This is a genomic window from Curtobacterium sp. Leaf261, from assembly GCF_001422205.1.
GTDB lineage: Bacteria > Actinomycetota > Actinomycetes > Actinomycetales > Microbacteriaceae > Curtobacterium.
The window spans coordinates 353,416-372,037 of sequence record NZ_LMMJ01000007.1 but is presented as its reverse complement, the minus strand read 5'-3'; the positions used below and the strand labels follow the sequence as shown (position 1 = coordinate 372,037).

Annotated in this window: 13 protein-coding genes; 6 read left to right on the top strand and 7 right to left on the bottom strand. The window is 71.9% G+C overall.

Translation table 11 applies throughout. From position 1 onward, the window contains the following. Positions 1-74: 74 nt before the first annotated feature. From ASF23_RS07050 to ASF23_RS07040, 3 genes are read left to right on the top strand one after another with little or no spacing between them, the layout of a single operon-like run. Positions 75-2,294 carry a glycosyltransferase family 2 protein gene (locus tag ASF23_RS07050; protein WP_235510807.1) on the top strand — a complete coding sequence of 740 codons (2,220 nt, stop codon included), beginning with the start codon at positions 75-77 and terminating at the stop codon, positions 2,292-2,294. Then, a complete protein-coding gene (locus ASF23_RS07045) occupies positions 2,291-3,031 on the top strand; it encodes an HlyD family efflux transporter periplasmic adaptor subunit (protein ID WP_055951018.1) in 741 nt (246 codons plus the stop codon). Before ASF23_RS07050 ends, ASF23_RS07045 begins: the two co-directional genes overlap by 4 nt. Continuing rightward, positions 3,028-5,124, top strand: coding sequence for a glycosyl hydrolase (locus ASF23_RS07040; RefSeq protein ID WP_156364311.1), 2,097 nt, complete (start codon positions 3,028-3,030; stop codon positions 5,122-5,124). The genes ASF23_RS07045 and ASF23_RS07040 overlap by 4 nt, the downstream gene beginning before the upstream one ends. 123 nt (positions 5,125-5,247) lie before the next feature. Here ASF23_RS07040 and ASF23_RS07035 read toward each other — a convergent pair whose 3' ends face one another. From ASF23_RS07035 to ASF23_RS07020, 4 genes are all read right to left on the bottom strand, one after another. Beyond that, positions 5,248-6,033: a DUF4184 family protein gene (locus ASF23_RS07035; RefSeq protein ID WP_162236728.1), complete on the bottom strand. Its 786-nt coding sequence runs from the start codon at positions 6,031-6,033 to the stop codon at positions 5,248-5,250. 95 nt (positions 6,034-6,128) lie between these two features. Continuing rightward, positions 6,129-6,908, bottom strand: a complete 780-nt coding sequence (locus tag ASF23_RS07030; RefSeq protein ID WP_055951012.1) for a DNA-formamidopyrimidine glycosylase family protein — start codon at positions 6,906-6,908, stop codon at positions 6,129-6,131. Between the two features lie 95 nt (positions 6,909-7,003). Next, positions 7,004-11,833: an Lhr family ATP-dependent helicase gene (locus tag ASF23_RS07025; RefSeq protein ID WP_055951011.1), complete on the bottom strand. Its 4,830-nt coding sequence runs from the start codon at positions 11,831-11,833 to the stop codon at positions 7,004-7,006. A 280-nt stretch (positions 11,834-12,113) separates the two neighbouring features. Next, the gene (locus ASF23_RS07020) at positions 12,114-12,437 is read right to left on the bottom strand and encodes a DUF7882 family protein (protein ID WP_055951009.1); all 324 of its coding nucleotides are present in this window, start codon (positions 12,435-12,437) and stop codon (positions 12,114-12,116) included. 208 nt (positions 12,438-12,645) lie between these two features. Between ASF23_RS07020 and ASF23_RS07015 the strand changes: the two genes are divergently transcribed. Next, positions 12,646-13,371 (top strand): PadR family transcriptional regulator, encoded by a 726-nt coding sequence (locus tag ASF23_RS07015; protein WP_442855014.1) that lies wholly within the window; start codon positions 12,646-12,648, stop codon positions 13,369-13,371. A gap of 173 nt (positions 13,372-13,544) precedes the next feature. Here the strand turns inward: ASF23_RS07015 and ASF23_RS07010 are convergent, their stop codons facing one another. Beyond that, entirely contained in the window at positions 13,545-14,168 is a 624-nt protein-coding gene (locus ASF23_RS07010; RefSeq protein WP_055951007.1) for an alpha/beta hydrolase, read from the bottom strand. A gap of 84 nt (positions 14,169-14,252) precedes the next feature. Here ASF23_RS07010 and ASF23_RS07005 point away from each other — a divergent pair, with 84 nt between their 5' ends. Beyond that, positions 14,253-14,795, top strand: coding sequence for an NUDIX hydrolase family protein (locus tag ASF23_RS07005; protein ID WP_055951005.1), 543 nt, complete (start codon positions 14,253-14,255; stop codon positions 14,793-14,795). Between the two features lie 162 nt (positions 14,796-14,957). On the opposite strand, the gene ASF23_RS07000 is transcribed toward ASF23_RS07005, so the two are convergent. Further along, a complete protein-coding gene (locus ASF23_RS07000; RefSeq protein ID WP_055951002.1) occupies positions 14,958-15,449 on the bottom strand; it encodes a hypothetical protein in 492 nt (163 codons plus the stop codon). 361 nt (positions 15,450-15,810) lie between these two features. Beyond that, a complete protein-coding gene (locus ASF23_RS06990) occupies positions 15,811-17,343 on the bottom strand; it encodes a DEAD/DEAH box helicase (RefSeq protein ID WP_082473942.1) in 1,533 nt (510 codons plus the stop codon). A 421-nt stretch (positions 17,344-17,764) separates the two neighbouring features. On the opposite strand from ASF23_RS06990, the gene ASF23_RS06985 reads away from it, so the two are divergent. Beyond that, the gene (locus tag ASF23_RS06985; RefSeq protein ID WP_082473893.1) at positions 17,765-18,604 is read left to right on the top strand and encodes an endo alpha-1,4 polygalactosaminidase; all 840 of its coding nucleotides are present in this window, start codon (positions 17,765-17,767) and stop codon (positions 18,602-18,604) included. Positions 18,605-18,622 lie beyond the last annotated feature (18 nt).

The window sequence follows — 18,622 nt, the reverse complement described above, 5'->3', positions numbered from 1 at the left end:
ACGTTGTCGACACACCGCCGCATCTCGCAGCTTCCCGGCTGCAGCGGCGTCTCCACGACCCGACCAGGAGCATGATGTCTGCCATCGACGATGCGCGCCGTACGCGCGCGCCCGAACCCGAACCCGGCCACGTCCGCGAGGACGCAGCGGGGTTCGACTTCCGGACCCCGTCCGTCGACCGCGCCGCCGCCGAGCGCGCAGCGGCGCACCGGAGCGCCCTCGAGCGTGCCGATCGCACCGCACCGGCCCGCCGACCGATGGCACCCGGCCCGTCCGCGGCCCCGCTCCTCGGCCCGGTCGGCCCCGCGCCTGCCCGTCGGAAGCGTCGCGCGGGCATCGACCACCACGAGAACGTCTTCATCGCGCCGCGCGCGGAGGGCCGCCTGCACAACCCGGTGATGGTGCTGCTGGTGCTCGTGGCGACCGCCGGGATCCTGCTCTACGCGCAGTTCCTGCTGAACCCGGCCCACCGCGGCGACTTCCTGCCGTACACGATGGTCATCGTGGCCGAGTCGGTGCTCGTGATCCACGCGCTCATCTCGGCCTGGACCATCCTCTCCGGCGGGGTCGACCCTCGGGACTTCGCCTTCCACCAGGCGCAGGACGCCCTCTACGACCGGGCCGCGATCGTGCACGACGGCCTCGACCAGGTCCCGAACCAGTGGCCGCTCATGGTCCGCGGGCGCGAGATCGACGTCGACGTGTTCATCACCGTCTACGGCGAGGAGATCGACAAGATCGCCGCGACCGTCGAGGCCGCGATCGCGATTAAGGGCCGACACCGCACGTGGGTCCTCGACGACGGCCGCGACGACGAGGTCCGTCGACTCGCGAGCCGCCTCGGCGCACGGTACGTCCGCCGGCTCACCGGGCACGGCGCGAAGGCGGGCAACATCAACCACGCGCTCACCCTGGCCAAGGGCGAGTTCTTCGCGGTGTTCGACGCGGACTTCGTCCCGAAGCCGGAGTTCCTGCACGAGACGGTGCCGTTCTTCGTCGACGAGGGCGTCTCCTTCGTGCAGACCCCGCAGACGTACGGCAACCTCGTGAACCTCGTCTCGCGCGGCGCCGGCTACATGCAGGCCGTGTTCTACCGGTACATCCAGCCCGGGCGGAACCGTTTCAACGCGGCGTTCTGCGTCGGCACGAACGTGATCTTCCGACGGACCGCGGTCGACGACATCGGCGGGATCTACACCGACTCCAAGTCCGAGGACGTCTGGACCTCGATGCGTCTCCACGAGCGCGGCTGGAAGTCGATCTACATCCCGAAGGAGCTCGCCACGGGTGACGCCCCGGAGACGATCGAGGCCTACAGCAAGCAGCAGCTCCGCTGGGCGACCGGCGGGTTCGAGATCCTCCTGACGCACAACCCGCTGAGTCCGCGCCGCCGTCTGACGATCGACCAGCGGTTGCAGTACCTCGTCACGAGCACGTTCTACCTGACCGGCATCGCCCCGGGACTCCTGCTCCTCGTGCCACCGCTGGAGATCTACTTCGACCTGCGACCGATGAACCTGTCGATCTCGTTCGGCCAGTGGCTGCTCTACTACGCCGGGTTCTACGTCATGCAGATCGTGCTCGCGTTCTACACGCTGATGTCGTTCCGGTGGGAGACGCTCATGCTCGCCGCGGTGTCGTTCCCGATCTACGCGAAGGCGCTCTGGAACGTGATCACCGGCAAGGAGCAGAGCTGGCACGTCACGGGAGCGAACCGCGGCCGGGCGCCGTCGCCGTTCAACTTCATCATCCCGCAGGTCCTGACGTTCGTCTTCCTGGCGCTGACGAGTTTCGTCGCGGCGTGGCGGGACATCGGGATCGGGCACCTCACGCTCGCGACGGCGTGGAACGTGACGAACACGATCATCCTCGGTGCGTTCATCATCGCCGCCGCTCGCGAGGGGTCCGCGACGCGTCTCGCGGAGAAGCTGCGGGACCGTCTCGCAGCGCGCGCGTCGGGAGCGGTGCCGACTGCGGCCCCCACGTCCGCCCCGACGCCGGCCCTGGCGTCGAGCCCGACCCCGGCCCCGGCGTCGGCCCCCGCGTCAGCAGCGGCACCGTCACCAGCTGAGCGCGAGCCCGTTCCGGCACTCGCCGCGCGAGCGGACACCTGGCCGTTCCCGAACCGGACGGGAGGCACGGTGCAGCCCGACCGCGCCGCCCGCGGCTCCGAGACGGTCGCGTCCACCCCCGCGCCCGCGCCGGCCCCGGCCGCGGTGCCCGCGCCGGTCCCCGCATCGGCCGTCACCCGCCGAGAACACCGCACCACTCGACGAACGGAACTCGGACGATGACCTGGACCAACCGCCTCCGCCTCTTCCTCGGCTTCGTGGGCGTCCTGCTGCTCGTCGCCGCCTGCACCCTCGTGTTCAACCAGCGCCAGACCGAGGTGACGAGCGTCGCTGCGTCGATCCAGGCGCAGGAGTACGCCGTCGGCACCGACTACGGCGGGACCGTCACCAAGGAGTTCGTGCAGGAGGGCGACCGCGTCGAGGTCGGCGACGAGCTCTTCCAGGTGCAGAGCCTCCAGCTGCAGCAGGACATCGACAACGACGTGATCAGCCCCGACGACACGACGAGTGCCTACACGCTCGGGCCGGACGGACTCATGACGTTCACCGCCGCGGTCGCCGGCACCATGGCGAAGATCGACGTCAAGGCCGGCGGGTACGTGCAGTCCGGGACCGAGCTCGGCACGATCGACCGGGCGAACAGCCTCTTCGTCTCGTCGAACTTCATCCTGACGCCGCGGGACTACGAGCGCATCTCGCGGGGTGCGAACGTCGACCTCCAGCTGCCGAACACCACGGTCCTCGCGGGCACGGTCCGGCAGATCACGGTCGAGACCGACGTGACCGGGCAGGCGAAGACCACGGTGGAGGTGGCGAGCACCGACCTCAAGGACGGCGAGTACTCCGGCCTCACCATGCCGGGCACCCCGGTCGACGCCACGCTCCACCTCCGCGACGACGGTCCGCTCGCCGGGGTGAGCGACGGCTTCCACGGCTTCATGCGTCAGATCGGACTGTGAGCATCGCTTCCCGCCACCCGCGGTCACGACGTCTCGTCGTGCTCGTGGCCATGGCGGCGGTCGCGACCACGGTGCTCGCGGGCTGCACGAGGAGCGACGGCGGCGAGGACCGCACGTCGACCACGACCGTCGACGCGGGGTTCTCCGCGAGTGCCCTCGCCTCGGGGGTGCAGCGGCTCGGCACCGCCCCGGTGGTCCCCGCGCCGCAGATGCGCCTGGCCGACGGGCTCGTCCCGCCGACGAACCGGTGGTTCTCCGGGCTCGTGTTCGGGCCGGACCTGCTGCCGGTGTTCCCGTCGCCGATCTCGTACACGCCGACGGCCGCGGGGTTCTCCGGCGGGTTGCCGACCGTGACCGCGAGTGCGAACGGGATCACCGGCCCGGCCGTCGCGCAGTTCGGCCTCGACGTCGGTGCGACCGGCATGCGGGTGAGCGCCTACGACCAGGTCGCGGTGACGATCGCCCACACGGCAGCCGGGTCCGTCGTCGGGCACTCCACGATCGCGGAGGGGTCGCCGTCCATCGGCTACACCGCCGCGACCGGTCAGACCGTCACTCCGACGGCGACGATCACCCGCTCGAGCAGGACCACCGGGACCGCGACTGGAGCCGGCCAGGAGTGGGCGGTCGTCGTCGAGGGCGGCTCCATCGCCGCCGACGGCGGCTCGATCACGCTCGAGCGGTCCGGCAGCGTCGTGATGTTCCCGGTGCCAGCCGGGGCGCGCGATGCAGAGGTCGGGACACTCCAGCGCGCGGCCGCGTCTCCGCTGACCGGCGTCGAGCTGTCCCGGTCGGGGTCGTCCGACCGGCAGCGCACCGTGCTCGCGTACCGGACCGCGGCGCGGGGCGACACCCTCGTCGTGCCGCAGCGCTCGCAGGGCACGTCGGGCCTGCACTGCACAGGCCTCCGCTACGACACCATCGACGGCAGCGTGCCGCTCTGCACCGGCACCGCACTGCGGTTCTCCGCCCCGACCGTCACCCCGACGACCGAGCTCGATCTGTCGGCGCTGACCAACGGCGACCGCGCGGAGCTCCGGGAGCAGGTCACAGCCGACGCTGCGGGGATCGACGCGTCGTCCTTCGCGGCCGACACCTACGCCGGGGGCAAGAACCTCTCCCGGGCGGCGAACCTGTACACGCTCGCCGACCAGCTCGGCATGGACCGCGTGGCCGCTCGTCTGCGGACGACCACCGTCGCCGTGCTCGACCGCTGGGCGGACGCCAAGGGCTGCCTCACGAGGACCGAGCAGTGCTTCGGGTACGACGACACCATCAAGGGCGTCGTCGGGCAGACCGCCTCGTTCGGGTCCGAGGAGTTCAACGACCACCACTTCCACTACGGCTACATCCTGTACGCGGCGGGTGTGATGGCCGCCGGGCACCAGGACCTCGTCGACCGCTGGAACGCGACGATGACCCTCGTCGCGGCGGACATCGCGGCGCCGACCACCACGGCGTCGTTCCCCGAGCAGCGCGTCTACGACCCGTACGCGCAGCACAGCTGGGCATCGGGGTACTCGCCGTTCGTCGACGGGAACAACCAGGAGTCGACCTCGGAGGCGGTGAACGCCTGGAACGGACTCGCGGCATGGGCCTCGGCGGCCGGTGACGACGGGCTCCGGAGCGAGGCGACCTGGCTCCTCAGCAACGAGTCGGCCGCGGCGCTCGACGACTCCGTCGCGCCGGACATCTCGGCGTCCGCGTTCGGCGAGGCCGACGTCGCGTCGTACGACCACGACATCGTCAGTCTGACGTGGGGCGGCAAGCGGGACTACGGCACGTGGTTCAGCGCCCTGCCCGAGGCGATCGCCGGCATCCAGCTCATCCCGATGACGCCCGCGGCGCCGGCGTACCTCGGGAGCCCGGCGGGCGGTGGTGCGAGCCACATCCGAGCGGTCGTCGAGGCCGCGACCCCGAACGGCTACGGCGTGCAGTTCGGCGACTACCTGCTCATGTACCGGTCGCTGGCGTCGGCCGCCGATGCCCGTCGGGCGCTCACCACCGCGAGGACCCTGCCGGACGTGGCGATCGACACCGCGAACACCAGGTCGTACACGCTGGCGTTCATCATGGCCGAGGCCCGCCGGTAGGCCCACGCGAGGATGCGCAGAACCACAGTGCAGACCCGACCGCACTGCGGTTCTCTGCGTCCTCACCCACCGGACTGGAGGCACGGTGTCGGCCCGCCCCGTCCCTCCAGTCCGGCAGGTGGTTCAGCCGGACCGGCGCCGGGTCCGCACCACCTCGCGGACCCCGAGGGCGACCGCCGTCCCGACGAGCAGCACTGCTGCCACCCGGATCGCGAGGATCGCGGCCCAGCCGAGCACCCCGGTCGGTCCGGCGCCGATGAGGAGCAGCGGACTCGCGCCGACGGCCGTGACGACGACCAGCACGACGAGCAGCGTGACACGGATGCGGCGGGCCGAGTGTGGTGAGACCTCGCGGCCTCGGGGCGTCGGCGCCGTCCGTCGGAACCACAGTGCGAACGCGATCGCGAGGACGACCATCCCGCCGAAGGAGCACGCGTTCTGGATCCAGTCGTAGAGGGGGTGCCCGGCGACGTCGGTCCGGAGCGCCGGGATCCGCGCGACGGACCACCCCCGGGAGTGCGTGAACGAGTCCCAGGCGATGTGGCTGTAGATGCCCGCGATCACGGTCCCGAGCGTCAGCGCGAGGTCACCGACACGGCGGCCGGGCGTCCGCGCGACGAACGTCCTCCAGGCCGACAGCGGATCGTCCCACGACGGCGGGAGTCGCTCGTGCACCGGCCGCGGCTGGATCGCGGTCCACGCCCATCGCAGGCCGAACGTCCACACGAGGAGCACGACGAGGGCCACCGGCAGCGACACCGACAGCGCGCCGAGGGCCGAGTGGGTGACACCGTACGGCGGGAGCGCCGGCACGAACAGGACCGCGTCCGGCGCCATCGACCCCACGGCGAGTGCAGCCGCGGGGATCGCCGTCCGCCGGAACGGCAGCGCGACGATCGTGTGGCTCACGGTGAACGGCATCCTCGAAGGCTGGCACATGCGCCCGGACGAACGCCCCCGGTCCCCGAGGAATCATCCGAACGTCTGGGCGGTCACTGCCGGCGTCAGTGCTGGCAGTTCGGACACCAGTACGTGTCGCGGAGGGTCAGCTCGGTGTCGCCCAGCTGCCCGTGCTGGATCCGGGTCCGACACCGGAGACACGGCTTGCCCGCGCGGTTGTAGACCCAGAAGCGCTGGCCCGGCCGCGAGTTGCCCGTGGTGATGCGCTCGCTGCGGTCGCGGTTCGCCACGATGAGCCGCTTCGCGAGGTCGATCAGCCGCACCGGGTCGGACACCTCGCCGACCGGCCGCGTCGGCAGGACCCCGCGGAGGTAGCAGAGCTCGGCCCGGTAGACGTTCCCGAGGCCGGCGAGCACCCGCTGGTCGAGGAGCGCCAGACCCACCGGACGCTCCGGCACCGCGAGCAGGTTCGCCAACGCGAGGTCCGCGTCCCAGTCCGGCCCGAGCAGGTCCGGCCCGAGATACCCGACGATGTCGTCCTCCTGGTCGCGGGGGACGACCTCGAGGACCCCGAGCGCGAACCCGACGGTCGACACCCCCTCGGCGTCGAGGATGCACCGTGCCTGGTGTGCCGGTCGTCGCCAGCGGTCACCGGGTGCGTAGACGTCCCAGCGGCCCTCCATCTTGAGGTGCGAGTGCACGGTCAGGTCGCCGATCCGGTGCAGGATGTGCTTGCCGCGGGGCACGACCTCGTCGACCGTTCGCCCGACGAGGTCGAGGGTCGCGAACGCCGGGACGCGGAAGTCGCTGCGGGTCAGGACCTTCCCACCGAGGGCGGACTGGAGGCGCGCAGCAGCCCGGTAGACCGTGTCTCCTTCAGGCACGGGTCACCCCCGCCTGCACGCGTGCCGGAGCCCCTGCCCGCACGCGTGCCGGAGCCTCCACCTGCACGCGTGCCGGACGGTGCGCGAACGGACGCCTACACACGGAGACGCAACCCCTGCGGTGTCGCGGTGAACCCTGCGTCACGGAGCAGGTCGCCGAGCGGGGTCTCGAGCACGAAGGTGCCGTTCACCCGCTCGATCGCGAGCCGTCCGAGCCCCGAGCGGACGACCCCGGCGATCGAGAGCGTCGCTGCGGTGAGCGCCGGCTCGTCGTCGGTGAAGGTCAGGACGCTCTTCCCGCCGCGCTCGACGTACACCGTCAGCGCGCCGTCGACGATCGTCACGAGCGCACCCGCCTTCCGCCCCGGCCGGTGCCCGCGCGCGGTGGTCGTGGCGGCGTCGGGACCCTCGGCCGGGCCGTCGTCAGCGGCTGACGGACCGGCACCCGGCCACGGCAGTGACGCCCCGTACGGGTTCGCCGGGTCGGTCGCCGCGAGGGTGATGGCCGAGCGCGGACGGTCCGGGTTGCTCTCCGCGCCGTCGCCGTCGACGTCACGGGCGAAGGTCCGGAGTCGGTCGACGGTCGGACCGGTGGCGAACTGCGCCGCCCCGAGCCCGTCGACGAAGTACCCGCGGCGCGCCCGCCCGGTCTCCTCGAAGCGTGCGAGCACCCGGTAGACGCCCGCGAACCCGCCGCGGACGCCCTCGACCTGCACGGCCCCGCGGGTGACGACGCCGTACCGCTCGAGGAGCTGTTCGGCGGTCGCCGCGGCCCGGACGGTCTGGTCTGGCTCGGCGAGCGGCAGGATCGACCAGCGGCCACCGACCGCGGGCGGACCGGACTGCGTCGGCAGCGTCGGGCGTCGACGGCCGCGGTACGCCCTCGTCCGTGGTGTGACGGTCTTCGTCCGCCCGCCGATCGTCGCCCGGAGCGGGGCGAAGGTGTCGTTCGTGATCTGGCCGGCCCAGACGAGGTCCCAGAGCGCCGTCGAGAGTGCGGCGTCGTCGGTGCTCCCCACGGACTGCGCGAGCTGTCGGAAGAAGTACGCACCACCGCCGGCGAGGGCCCCGAGCACGTCGCGCTGGAGCTCGGTGGTCTCGGTCCCCGCGGGTTCGGCGAGCGTGGTGGCCGCCGTCTCGGCGAGGTGCAGGCGGACCCAGCCGTCGTTGCCGGGCAGGGTGCCACCACCGGACCAGAGGACCTCGCCCGTCGCGGTGAGCTCGTCGAGCATGGCGGGGGAGTAGTCGCTGACACGGGCCGGCAGCACGAGCGACTCCCACGCCGTCGCGGGCACGGCCACACCCGCGAGCTGCTCGATCACCTGGAGGACGCCGTCGACTCCGCGGAGCCCGCCGCGAGCACCGGGCGCCTGCACGTGCTGCCAGGACGGCAGGAAGCGTGCGAGGGTGTCCGACGACACCGGTTCGACCTCGTGCCGGAGCGCGGCGAGGGACTTCGTGCGGATCCGCCGCAGGACCTCGGAGTCGCACCACTCGGCACCCTGGCGGTCGGGTCGGAACTCGCCCTCGACGACCCGACGGTCCGCGACGAGGCGTCGGAGGGTGTCCTGGACGACGGCGACCCCGAGCCCGAGACGGTTCGCGGCGTCGATCGCGGCGAACGGTCCGTGTGAGCGTGCGTACCGACCGACCAGGTCACCGAGCGGATCCGCGACCGGCTCGACGAACACCGTCGGGACGCCGATCGGCAGGGCGACGCCGAGGGCGTCGCGGAGTCTCGACGCGTCCTCGATCACGGCCCACCGCCTCGTGCCGCCGAAGGTGAACCCGAGGACGCGCCGGTCGCGCTCGAGCCCGGTGAGCACCGCCTCCAGTGCGTTCCGGGCTGCGGCGTGTTCGACGGGAGCCGCTGCGGCGACCGGAGCACCCGCGTCGTCCGCGGGGTCGGCGTCGGCGTCGGCGTCGGCGTCGGCGATGTCAGCGGGGTCGGCGTCCTCGTCGCGTCCGACGGCTGCGGGTGCGGTGCTCGTGGCCGGTGCGAGCCAGCTCCGTGCCACCGCTTCGTCGAGGTCGAGCGCACCGACGAGTCGCAGCACGTCGACGAGACCCTCGGCGTCGCGCGCTCGACGGTCTGGTGAGAGGCGCTGGAGGTCGTTCTCGACGTCCGTGATGACCTGCGGGTCGAGGAGCTCCCGGAGCTCCGCGCGCCCGAGCAGCTCGCCGAGCAGGGTGGCGTCGAGGGACAGTGCCGCGGCACGCCGTTCCGCGAGCGGGGTGTCGCCCTCGTACATGAACGCGGCGACGTACCCGAAGAGCAGCGACCTGGCGAACGGTGACGCCTGGTCGGTCTGCGCCTCGACGATCCGGATCTGGCGACGCGCGATCTCGTCCGCGATGCCGAGGAGCGCAGGGACGTCGTACACGTCCTGCAGGACCTCGCGCACCGTCTCGAGGATGATCGGGAACGTCGGGTACTTGCGGGCCACGTCGAGCAGCTGGGACGCGCGCTGGCGCTGTTGCCAGAGCGGGGACCGACGGCCGGGGTCGCGACGGGGGAGCAGCAGCGCCCGCGCGGCACACTCCCGGAACCGCGCCGCGAACAGCGCCGAGTTGCCGACCTGCTCGGTCACGAGGGCGTCGAGGTCGTCGCGCTCGAACACGAAGAGCTCCGACCCGGGCGGCTCGGCGTCGGTCTCCGGGATGCGGACGACGATCCCGTCGTCGCTCGCCATCGCGCCGCCGTCGATCCCGTACCGCTCCGCGAGGCGGGCACTGATCGCGAGGGCCCACGGCGCGTGCACCGGCATGCCGAACGGCGAGTGCAGGATCATCCGCCAGTCACCGAGCTCGTCGCGGAACCGCTCGACCACGAGCGTGGTGTCCGTCGGGACGTGTCCCGTGGCCTCGCGCTGCTCGCGGATGAACTGCAGCAGGTTCGTCGTCGCGCGCTCGTCGAGGCCGCTCCCGGACACGCGTGCCGCGGCGTCGGCGGGGGCGGCGGTGTCGAGCTCGCGCACGTACGCACCCATCGCCCGCCCGAGTTCAGCCGGGCGTCCGAGACCGTCTCCCTTCCAGAACGGCACCCGGCCGGGCTGCCCGAACGCCGGGCTGACGAGCACCCGGTCGTGCGTGATGTCCTCGATGCGCCAGCTCGTCGCCCCGAGCGCGAAGACGTCGCCGACCCGGGACTCGTAGACCATCTCCTCGTCGAGCTCCCCGACGCGCGATGCCTTCTCGCCGACCATGAAGACCCCGAACATGCCGCGGTCCGGGATCGTCCCGCCGCTCGTCACCGCGAGGCGCTGCGCCCCCGGACGTCCGGTCAGGCTGCCGTGCACGCGGTCCCAGACCAGGCGCGGGCGGAGCTCGGCGAACTCGTCGCTCGGGTAGCGGCCGGCGACGAGGTCGAGTGTCGCGTCGAACGCCGAGCGGGGCAGGCCGCTGAACGGTGCGCTGCGGCGGACCACCTCGAACCAGTGGTCGGCGTCGATGACGTCGAGGGCCACCGCGGCGACCGTCTGCTGGGCGAGGACGTCGAGCGGGTTCGCGGGGACGCTGATCGACTCGATCGCTCCCTCGACCATGCGCTCGACGACGACGGCGGAGTGGATGAGGTCGGCGCGGTGCTTCGGGAAGAGCACGCCGCGGGAGATCTCGCCGACCTGGTGGCCCGCTCGTCCGACGCGCTGCAGGCCGCTCGCCACGGACGGGGGAGCCTCGACCTGGACGACGAGGTCGACCTCACCCATGTCGATGCCGAGTTCGAGGGAGCTCGTGGCGACGACGCAGCGGAGCCGGCCGGACTTCAGGTCGTCCTCGATGATCGCGCGCTGGTCCTTGGACACCGAGCCGTGGTGTGCCCTGGCGAGGACGTTCGCGACGTCGGGGCCACCGCCACCGGCAGTCTGCCCGGACGACCCGATCACCTGGGCCGGCGGGCGACGGTTCGTGCCGCGGCCGTTGTCCGACTCCGTGGACTCCTCGTCGAGGTCCGACGTGGGCGCGCCGACCGCGATGAGGGCCTGTTCGGCCGTGGCGCCGACGCGCTCCTCGTGGATCTCGTTGAGCCGCGCGGTCAGTCGCTCGGCGAGACGTCGGGAGTTCGCGAACACGATGGTGGAACGGTGTGCCTCGACCAGGTCGACAACGGCTTCTTCGACGTGCGGCCAGATCGAGCCGTTCGTCGGCTTGGCGCCGGGGTCGTCGCCCGCCGCGGGCTGCCCGAGCTCGGACATGTCGTCGACGGGCACGACCACCCGCAGATCGAAGGTCTTCTGGGCCGGCGGGGCGATGATGTCGACGGGCGCGCGGCCGCCGAGGAACCGGGCGACCTCCTCCGCCGGACGCACCGTCGCGGAGAGCCCGATGCGCTGCACCGGGGTGCCGAGCAGGTCGTCGAGGCGTTCGAGCGAGAGCGCCAGGTGCGCACCCCGCTTCGACGAGGCGACCGCATGGACCTCGTCGATGATGACGGTGTCGACGTTCGCCAGGGTCTCGCGGGCCGAGGACGTGAGCATGAGGTACAGCGACTCGGGCGTCGTGATGAGGATGTCCGGCGGTGTGCGCTGGAGCAGCCGTCGATCGGCCGTGGGGGTGTCGCCGCTCCGGACGCCGACCGTGACGTCGGGTGGCTCGAGCCCCATCCGCCTGGCGGTCTGGGTGATCCCGACGAGCGGACTCCTGAGGTTCCGTTCGACGTCGACGCCGAGTGCCTTGAGCGGTGAGATGTAGAGGACCCTCGTGCGCTGCTTCGTGGGCGGGCGTTCGGTCGCTCGGATGAGACGGTCGATCGACCAGAGGAACGACGCCAGCGTCTTGCCGGAGCCGGTCGGGGCGATCACGAGCGCGTGCCGTCCGGTCGAGATCGCGTCCCAGGCGCCGGTCTGGGCCGGTGTCGGCGCATCGAAGGCACCGCGGAACCAGTCCGCGGTGGCGGGTGCGAATCGATCGAGGACGTCCGGCATGGGTGTCCCACTATGCCCGCGACCCCTGACACCGGCAGGTGGCGCGCTCGATGGTGCCGACCAGCACGGTCAGTGTGCCGCCGGGTCCGCGAAAGGGGACGGTGCGGAGTGCCCTGATCCTTGCACTCCGCGCCGCCCCCACCGACGTTCCCGCGTCGGGTCACGGATGGCGAGGGTTCTCATCGTCACCGTGTACTGCACTGTAATCGTGCAGTCGACGCAAGAAAACCCCCTTGACTCCCAACGCTTGGCGGGCTAAGGCGCACCATCGCCAGCGAGGTCAGTCCTCGTGCGGCACGTCACCGTCGAGCGGCTCCGGCACGAGGTGCAGCCCCTGGTTGGAGTTGGCGGTCACGGTCAGCGCGACGACCCAGGCGCGGTTGATCTTCGGCGGCCTCGACCCGAAGTACTTGAAGTACAGCGGGATGGACGGATCGAGCCAGACGCTGCTCCTCCCGTCCCCGACCGACGAGTCGTCCCGCCACGAGAAGAGCAGGCTCTCCCGCCGGCGCAGCTTGGCGACGATGACGACGCTGAGGTGCGCCAGCGTCCGGTCGTCGAAACCGATCTCGACGAGGTTCGTGCCGTACACGAGTTTGCCCATGTGTGATCCTCGGCGTCCCTGAACGTTGCCGAGCTCCTCCGTCATGTGTACAGGTCGCGGAGGACGCGCACAACGCGACAACGATTTCTTGCTTGACACCCTCGTCGTCAAAGATCTATCGTTAGAACATCGCGATACACCAACGAGCATCGCGACACTGTGGTGCATCACCGCAGCCCACAACGTCTCACAACGAACGGAGATCATCATGCGCCCCATGTATGACGACAACGAACGCGGCCGCAACGGTCGCATCAGCCCTCGTGGCCCGCGCTTCGGCGGCGGTCGCGAGCATCACGGCCCCGGCGGCCAGGGGAGCGACTCGCACGACGAGCGTCCCGGCCGCGGTCGTGGACACGGCGGCCCCAGCGGTCGCGGACGCGGCGGATTCGGCGGCGGCTTCGGCGGTCCCGGGTTCGGTGCGGGATTCGGCGGTCCGGGTTTCGCCCCGGGCTTCGGCTTCGGCCGCGAGGGTCGCCGTGCACGTCGCGGCGACGTCCGCCTGGCGATCCTGAGCCTCCTCGGCGACAGTGCCGCCGAGGGCTCGGAGCCGATGAACGGGTACGCCCTCATCAAGTCCATCGCCGAGCGCACCGGTGGCGCCTGGCGGCCGAGCCCCGGCTCGGTCTACCCGACGCTGCAGCAGCTCGTGGACGAGGGGCTCATCGTCGCCTCGGGTGACGACGGACGCTCGACCTACGCCCTCACGGACGCCGGTCGCGCCGAGGTCGAGGCCCGAGCCGACGACATCGCCGCCGCGTGGAACTCCACGCCCGGTGCCACGGACGCCCAGCAGGGCTTCGTGGAGAGCCTCCAGAAGCTCTTCGGAGTGCTGCACATGTACCGCACGACGGCGACGGACGCCCAGCGCAACGCCGCCACCGAGAAGCTCGACCAGCTCCGCAGGGACCTCCTGCAGATCCTGGCCGACTGACCCCGCCGCACGACAGGAACGCCGCTCGATCCTCGGATCGGGCGGCGTTCCGTCGTTGCGGGGGCGCGGGCATGCAGGGCGCGGACGCCGGGTGCCCGGAGCCCGGTTCGGGACATCGGGCCCACGAGCGACCGCCGCCGGGTGTCCCGAACCGGTGCGGTGGGCGCGCTGGGTCAGCTCCCCAGGAACGCCGCCACGTCCGACAGCTCCTCACCGGCGACCCCGTGCCCGAGTCCGGCGTATGTGCGCTCGACGACGTCGGTGTGCGCGGCCGCCCAGACCGAGGTCCGCGCCGTGGCGGACGGCGGGATGACCGGGTCGCGGTCGCCGTGCCCGAGGAACACCCGAGGGCGAGCGCGGGACACGGCCTCGTCGCGATCGTCCGTCACGCCGGGGACGACGAACCCCGAGAGGCTCACCACCGCAGCGAACGCACCGGGCCGCGCCCGCAGGAGCTGCAGCGCCATCGAGCCGCCCTGCGAGAATCCGAGCAGCGCCACGCGACCATGCGCGGCGGCGACGCGGTCGATCCAGGCGAGCACCGCCTCCACTGCGTCGTCGACCGGGGCGAGATCCGGCGACCCCGGCTCGCCGAGCGGGTACCACCCGAATCCCGGCCCGTGCTGCAGTGGGGCGCGGAGCGACGCCAGTGTCCAGGTGTCGGGAAGTCCCGGTGCGAGACCCATGAGGTCGTGCTCGTTCGATCCGACGCCGTGCAGCAGCACCAGCAGCGGGCTGCCGGCGCGGGCGTCGGCGGGGCGGGACCACTGGACCAGGGAGTCGTCGATCGTCAGCACACCCCGACGATAGTTGACGCGTCAACCAGGTGGAAGCGGTGCGGCGCACACCGCGCGGCCGGGGCGGACTGGTAAGAACGGTCCATGTCCTCGACGCGAACTCCCGACCCCGATTCCGGCTGGCTGTCCGACGATGAGCTCGCCTCGATCCGTCGACGACTCCCGATCGCGTACGTCGAGGCGATCCCGGTCCGCACCGACGGCCTTGGCGTCGTGACCGAGGTCGGGGTGCTCCTCCGGGTGTCGCCGAGCGGGTCGATCGCGCGGACCCTCGTGTCCGGGCGCGTGATGTTCGGGGAGTCGCTGCGGAGTGCACTCTTCCGGCACCTCGAGAAGGACCTCGGCCCGATGGCGTTCCCCCAGCTGCCCCCGAGCCCGACGCCCTTCACGGTGGCGGAGTACTTCCCGCTCCCCGGCGCCTCGGTGTTCACGGACGAGCGGCAGCACGCGATCTCCCTCGCCTACGTCGTCCCCGTCACCGGGACGTGTGAGCCGCGTCAGGACGCGCTCGAGCTCACGTGGATGAGCCCGTCGGAGGCAGCGAGCGAGGCCGTGGCCGACGAGATGGAGGGCGGCCGCGGCACCCTGCTCCGGGCCGGCCTGGCCTCCGTCGGCGCCCTGATGTAGCCGACGCCCGCCCGCGCAGCCCGTTGGCGCAGCCCGTTCGCGCACACCGTCCGCGCGGCCGGGCCTCGAACCGCCCGATGCCCGTCGAACCGAGGCATGCCGTGGTGCAACAGGCATCCCCCGGTTCAGCCCGCACCTCTCTCATGCACAGGCGCGACGGTGTCAGCCCGCGACACCGTCGGGCGGCGCCGTGCCCAGTGCGGCGATGAAGCGCTCGGGCGTCGTGGACTGGACGATCACCGCCCCGCCCGGCTCGAGGTCGATGAGCACCGCCGGACCCGAGCTGAGGAAGAAAGCGGGCGGCCGCCCAGGTGCTCGTCGCGCACCACTTCCCCCGTAGGCAGCAATGGAGACCACCGTCGTTGTTGCGTGCCGGATGTCCGAGAGAGCGATTCGACGGGTCACGAGGCCCCGGACTCGGATCGTGCAGACGCGCTCGTCGACCACGAGCGTCATCGACCCGGCCGCGACTGAAGTTCCTACCACGAGCGCGATGATTGCTGCGACTACGACGAACGTGAGGTCCTCACGCGACCCTCCACCGACCTGTCGGACGATCGCGATGATCAGGAGGACGACACCGATCGATCCGACTCCGATCCCGAGAATGCGGTTGGGTGCAGGAGCCGGGATCTGCTCACGGTAGCGCTGCATGAGGCTCCCCGACGGAGATTCGACAGGACGGACGGCATCGGTCGCGACCACGATGACCGGTCGCCAGGAATGAGATACTCCAGAGTATCACTGGCCGTCGACTTCCCTGTTCCCCTCTTGTATGAGGGTCGGACACCGCTGCTGCCGTACCCTGCCGCGCACGAGACAGCGAGCGAGGCCGTGGCCGACGAGATGGAGGGCGGCCGCGGCACCCTGCTCCGGGCCGGCCTGGCCTCCGTCGGCGCCCTGATGTAGCCGACGACCCACCGGTCCCTCGCGAGGGCGCGCGGCGGCGCGCAACGACGACGCCGCACGCCCCCTCGCGCGGGCGTGCGGCGTCGTGGAGCGTGACCGGTCGGGGTCAGCGCCCGGAGCCCGCGGGGCGCGAGGCCCGACGCGAGCCACCGGTGCGACGGGCCGGACGGTCGTCCGACTCCTTCCACGGCTGTGCCGCGACGCCGGTCTCCGACGAGTAGATCCGTGCCGAGCCGCCCCGCGTGGCCGGAGCCTGTGCGCGGCGACCACCATCGGAACCGCGACGGGCGGTGCCGCCCTGTGCCGCGCCTCCAGTCCGTCGGCCGGCGGTGTCGCCACCGCGAGCCGCTCCACCGGAGCGACCGCCGCGACCACCCTGCGACTCGCGCTGCGGGGCAGCGGCGGTCGACGCGCCACCACGGCCGCCACGACGACGCCCGGACGACTCGCCCTCGGCACGCTGGCGCGGCTGGTTCTGCTGCTGCGGTGCCGCCTCGGCGACGTGGCGGACCGGAGCGATCTCACCGACGAGCGAGTTCACCGGCGCGGAGTTCGCGGTGACCTGCTGCGGGCGTGCGCCGATCGAGGCCTTCTTGAGCATCTGCGCCACGTCACGGCGCTGCTCGGGGAGCACGACCGTCACGACGTCACCGGCCGAGCCGGCACGCGCGGTGCGGCCCGAGCGGTGCAGGTACGCCTTGTGCTCGGTCGGCGGGTCGACGTGCACGACGAGCTCGACGCCGTCGACGTGCACGCCGCGGGCGGCGACGTCGGTCGCGACGAGGACGAGTGCGTCACCGGAGGAGAAGCGTGCGAGGTTCCGGTCGCGCTGCGGCTGCGAGAGGTTGCCCTGCAGGTCCACGGCGGGGATGCCCGCGGCGGAGAGGGACTTCGCGAGGCGCTTGGCGTGGTGCTTCGTGCGCATGAACATGATGCGGCGGCCGCTGCCGGACGCCAGCTTCTGGACGAGGTCCTTCTTGTCGTCCGCGCCGGACACCTCGAAGATGTGGTGCGTCATCTGGTCGACGTGGCTCGAGGCGTCGTCGACCGAGTGCATCACCGGGGTGTGCAGGAACTGCTTGACGACCTTGTCCACGCCGTTGTCGAGCGTGGCGGAGAACAGCAGGCGCTGCCCCTGCTCGGGCGTCGCACGCATGATGCGCGTGACGACGGGCAGGAAGCCGAGGTCGGCCATGTGGTCGGCCTCGTCGAGGACGGTGGCCTGGATGCTGTCGAGCTTGACGTGACCCTGCTTCATGAGGTCGTCGAGGCGGCCGGGGCACGCGACGACGATGTCCACGCCGCGAGAGACGGCGTCGACCTGGCGGCCCTGCGACACACCACCGAAGATGACGGTCGTGTTGAGGCCCATCGCGGCCGCGAGCGGCGCGAGGACCGCGTCGATCTGCGTCGCGAGCTCACGGGTCGGTGCGAGGACGAGCGCGCGCGGGTGTCCGCTGCGACGCTTCCGACCGTCGGCTGCGAGGCGTGCGACGAGCGGGATCGCGAAGGCGAGGGTCTTGCCGGAGCCGGTACGGCCGCGGCCCAGGACGTCCTTGCCGTTCAGGGTGTCGGGGAGCGTGTCGACCTGGATCGGGAACGCGAAGGTCTTGCCCTGGTCGGCGAGGACGCGGGCCATGGCTGCGGGGACGCCGAGGTCGGCGAAGCTGATGCCGGTCGTGTCGGAGTCGGAGGAGATGCCGTGCGAGGGCGCGGCGGAGATGGTCGAGGTCACGAGTGGCCTTTCGGGTGCGCGCAGATCTGTGGCCTGCGCAGAGCGGGACGCCGGCGCGGGTGCGCGGGCGATGTCGCCGCAGAGAGCCTGGCAGTGCTCGTCCTCGAGGAACGAGCATGCTGATACGCATCGATCCCCTGGAGCCGGAGTTCGGGATGAACCGCGGTGCCGAGATCGGGAGAGTTTCGGGGCGTCCGTACGACGCACGAGACAAGTCAACGTCTCGAGTGCCTCCAGTATACGGCCTGGAGGCCCGTGGGCACCAGGCCGCGCCCCTCGCGCGCCGCGGGCGGGCACGTTCGTCCGGGCTGCCGGACGTGCCAGGATGACGGGCGTGCGCCGTTCCACGCGAGTCTCCCCGGGCCTCCCGTCCGTGCTCCTCGGCTGTCTGCTCGCGGTGACGCTCGCAGGGTGCACGTCGACGACGATCAACGACCCGGCGTGGGCCGCACCCCCGACGACGGGGATCCCGGACTACCAGCTCGGCGGCGCGTACACCCCGCCGGACGGGGTGACGGTCGTGACGCGCGACAGCACCGATCGTCCAGCGTCCGGCGTCTACGACATCTGTTACGTCAACGGGTTCCAGACGCAGCCCGGGTCTGCGGAGTGGACGGGCCACGACGACCTCCTGCTGCACCGGGCATCCGGCGCGCGGTTCATCGACCCGGGGTGGCCCGACGAGACGATCCTCGACACCTCGACCGCTGCGAGGCGGACCGGGATCGCGCGCGTGCTGCAGCCGACGCTCGAGCGATGCGCGAAGCGCGGGTTCGAGGCCGTGGAGTTCGACAACCTCGACTCGTGGACGCGCTCGCGCGGGTTGCTCGACCGGGCTGACGCGGTCGCGATGGCCTCGGTGTTCGTCGACGACGCGCACCGGCTCGGCATGGCGGTGGGGCAGAAGAACACGCCGCAGCTCGGGGTCCGCGGGAAGGCGATCGGGTTCGACTTCGCGGTCGCCGAGGAGTGCATGCAGTACCGGGAGTGCGGGGCCTACACGAAGGTGTACGGACGGCACGTCATCGACGTCGAGTACACCGACTCGCTCAGGACGTCGTGGTCGGCGGTCTGCGCGTCGGGGGCTCGGCCGGCGATGACGATCCTCCGCGACCGGGACCTGGTGACGCCGTCGTCGTCGCAGTACCGCTTCGAGCACTGCTGAGCGGGGCCTGCCCCGCTC

What these genes read in the sequence shown, in the direction of transcription:
- ASF23_RS07050 (WP_235510807.1), top strand. Translation starts at nt 75, where the DNA reads ATGTCTGCCATCGACGATGCGCGCCGTACGCGCGCGCCCGAACCCGAA.
- ASF23_RS07045 (WP_055951018.1), top strand. Translation starts at nt 2,291, where the DNA reads ATGACCTGGACCAACCGCCTCCGCCTCTTCCTCGGCTTCGTGGGCGTC.
- ASF23_RS07025 (WP_055951011.1), bottom strand. Translation starts at nt 11,833, where the DNA reads ATGCCGGACGTCCTCGATCGATTCGCACCCGCCACCGCGGACTGGTTC.
- ASF23_RS07020 (WP_055951009.1), bottom strand. Translation starts at nt 12,437, where the DNA reads ATGGGCAAACTCGTGTACGGCACGAACCTCGTCGAGATCGGTTTCGAC.
- ASF23_RS07015 (WP_442855014.1), top strand. Translation starts at nt 12,646, where the DNA reads ATGCGCCCCATGTATGACGACAACGAACGCGGCCGCAACGGTCGCATC.
- ASF23_RS07005 (WP_055951005.1), top strand. Translation starts at nt 14,253, where the DNA reads ATGTCCTCGACGCGAACTCCCGACCCCGATTCCGGCTGGCTGTCCGAC.
- ASF23_RS07000 (WP_055951002.1), bottom strand. Translation starts at nt 15,449, where the DNA reads ATGCAGCGCTACCGTGAGCAGATCCCGGCTCCTGCACCCAACCGCATT.
- ASF23_RS06990 (WP_082473942.1), bottom strand. Translation starts at nt 17,343, where the DNA reads ATGGCCCGCGTCCTCGCCGACCAGGGCAAGACCTTCGCGTTCCCGATC.
- ASF23_RS06985 (WP_082473893.1), top strand. Translation starts at nt 17,765, where the DNA reads ATGACGGGCGTGCGCCGTTCCACGCGAGTCTCCCCGGGCCTCCCGTCC.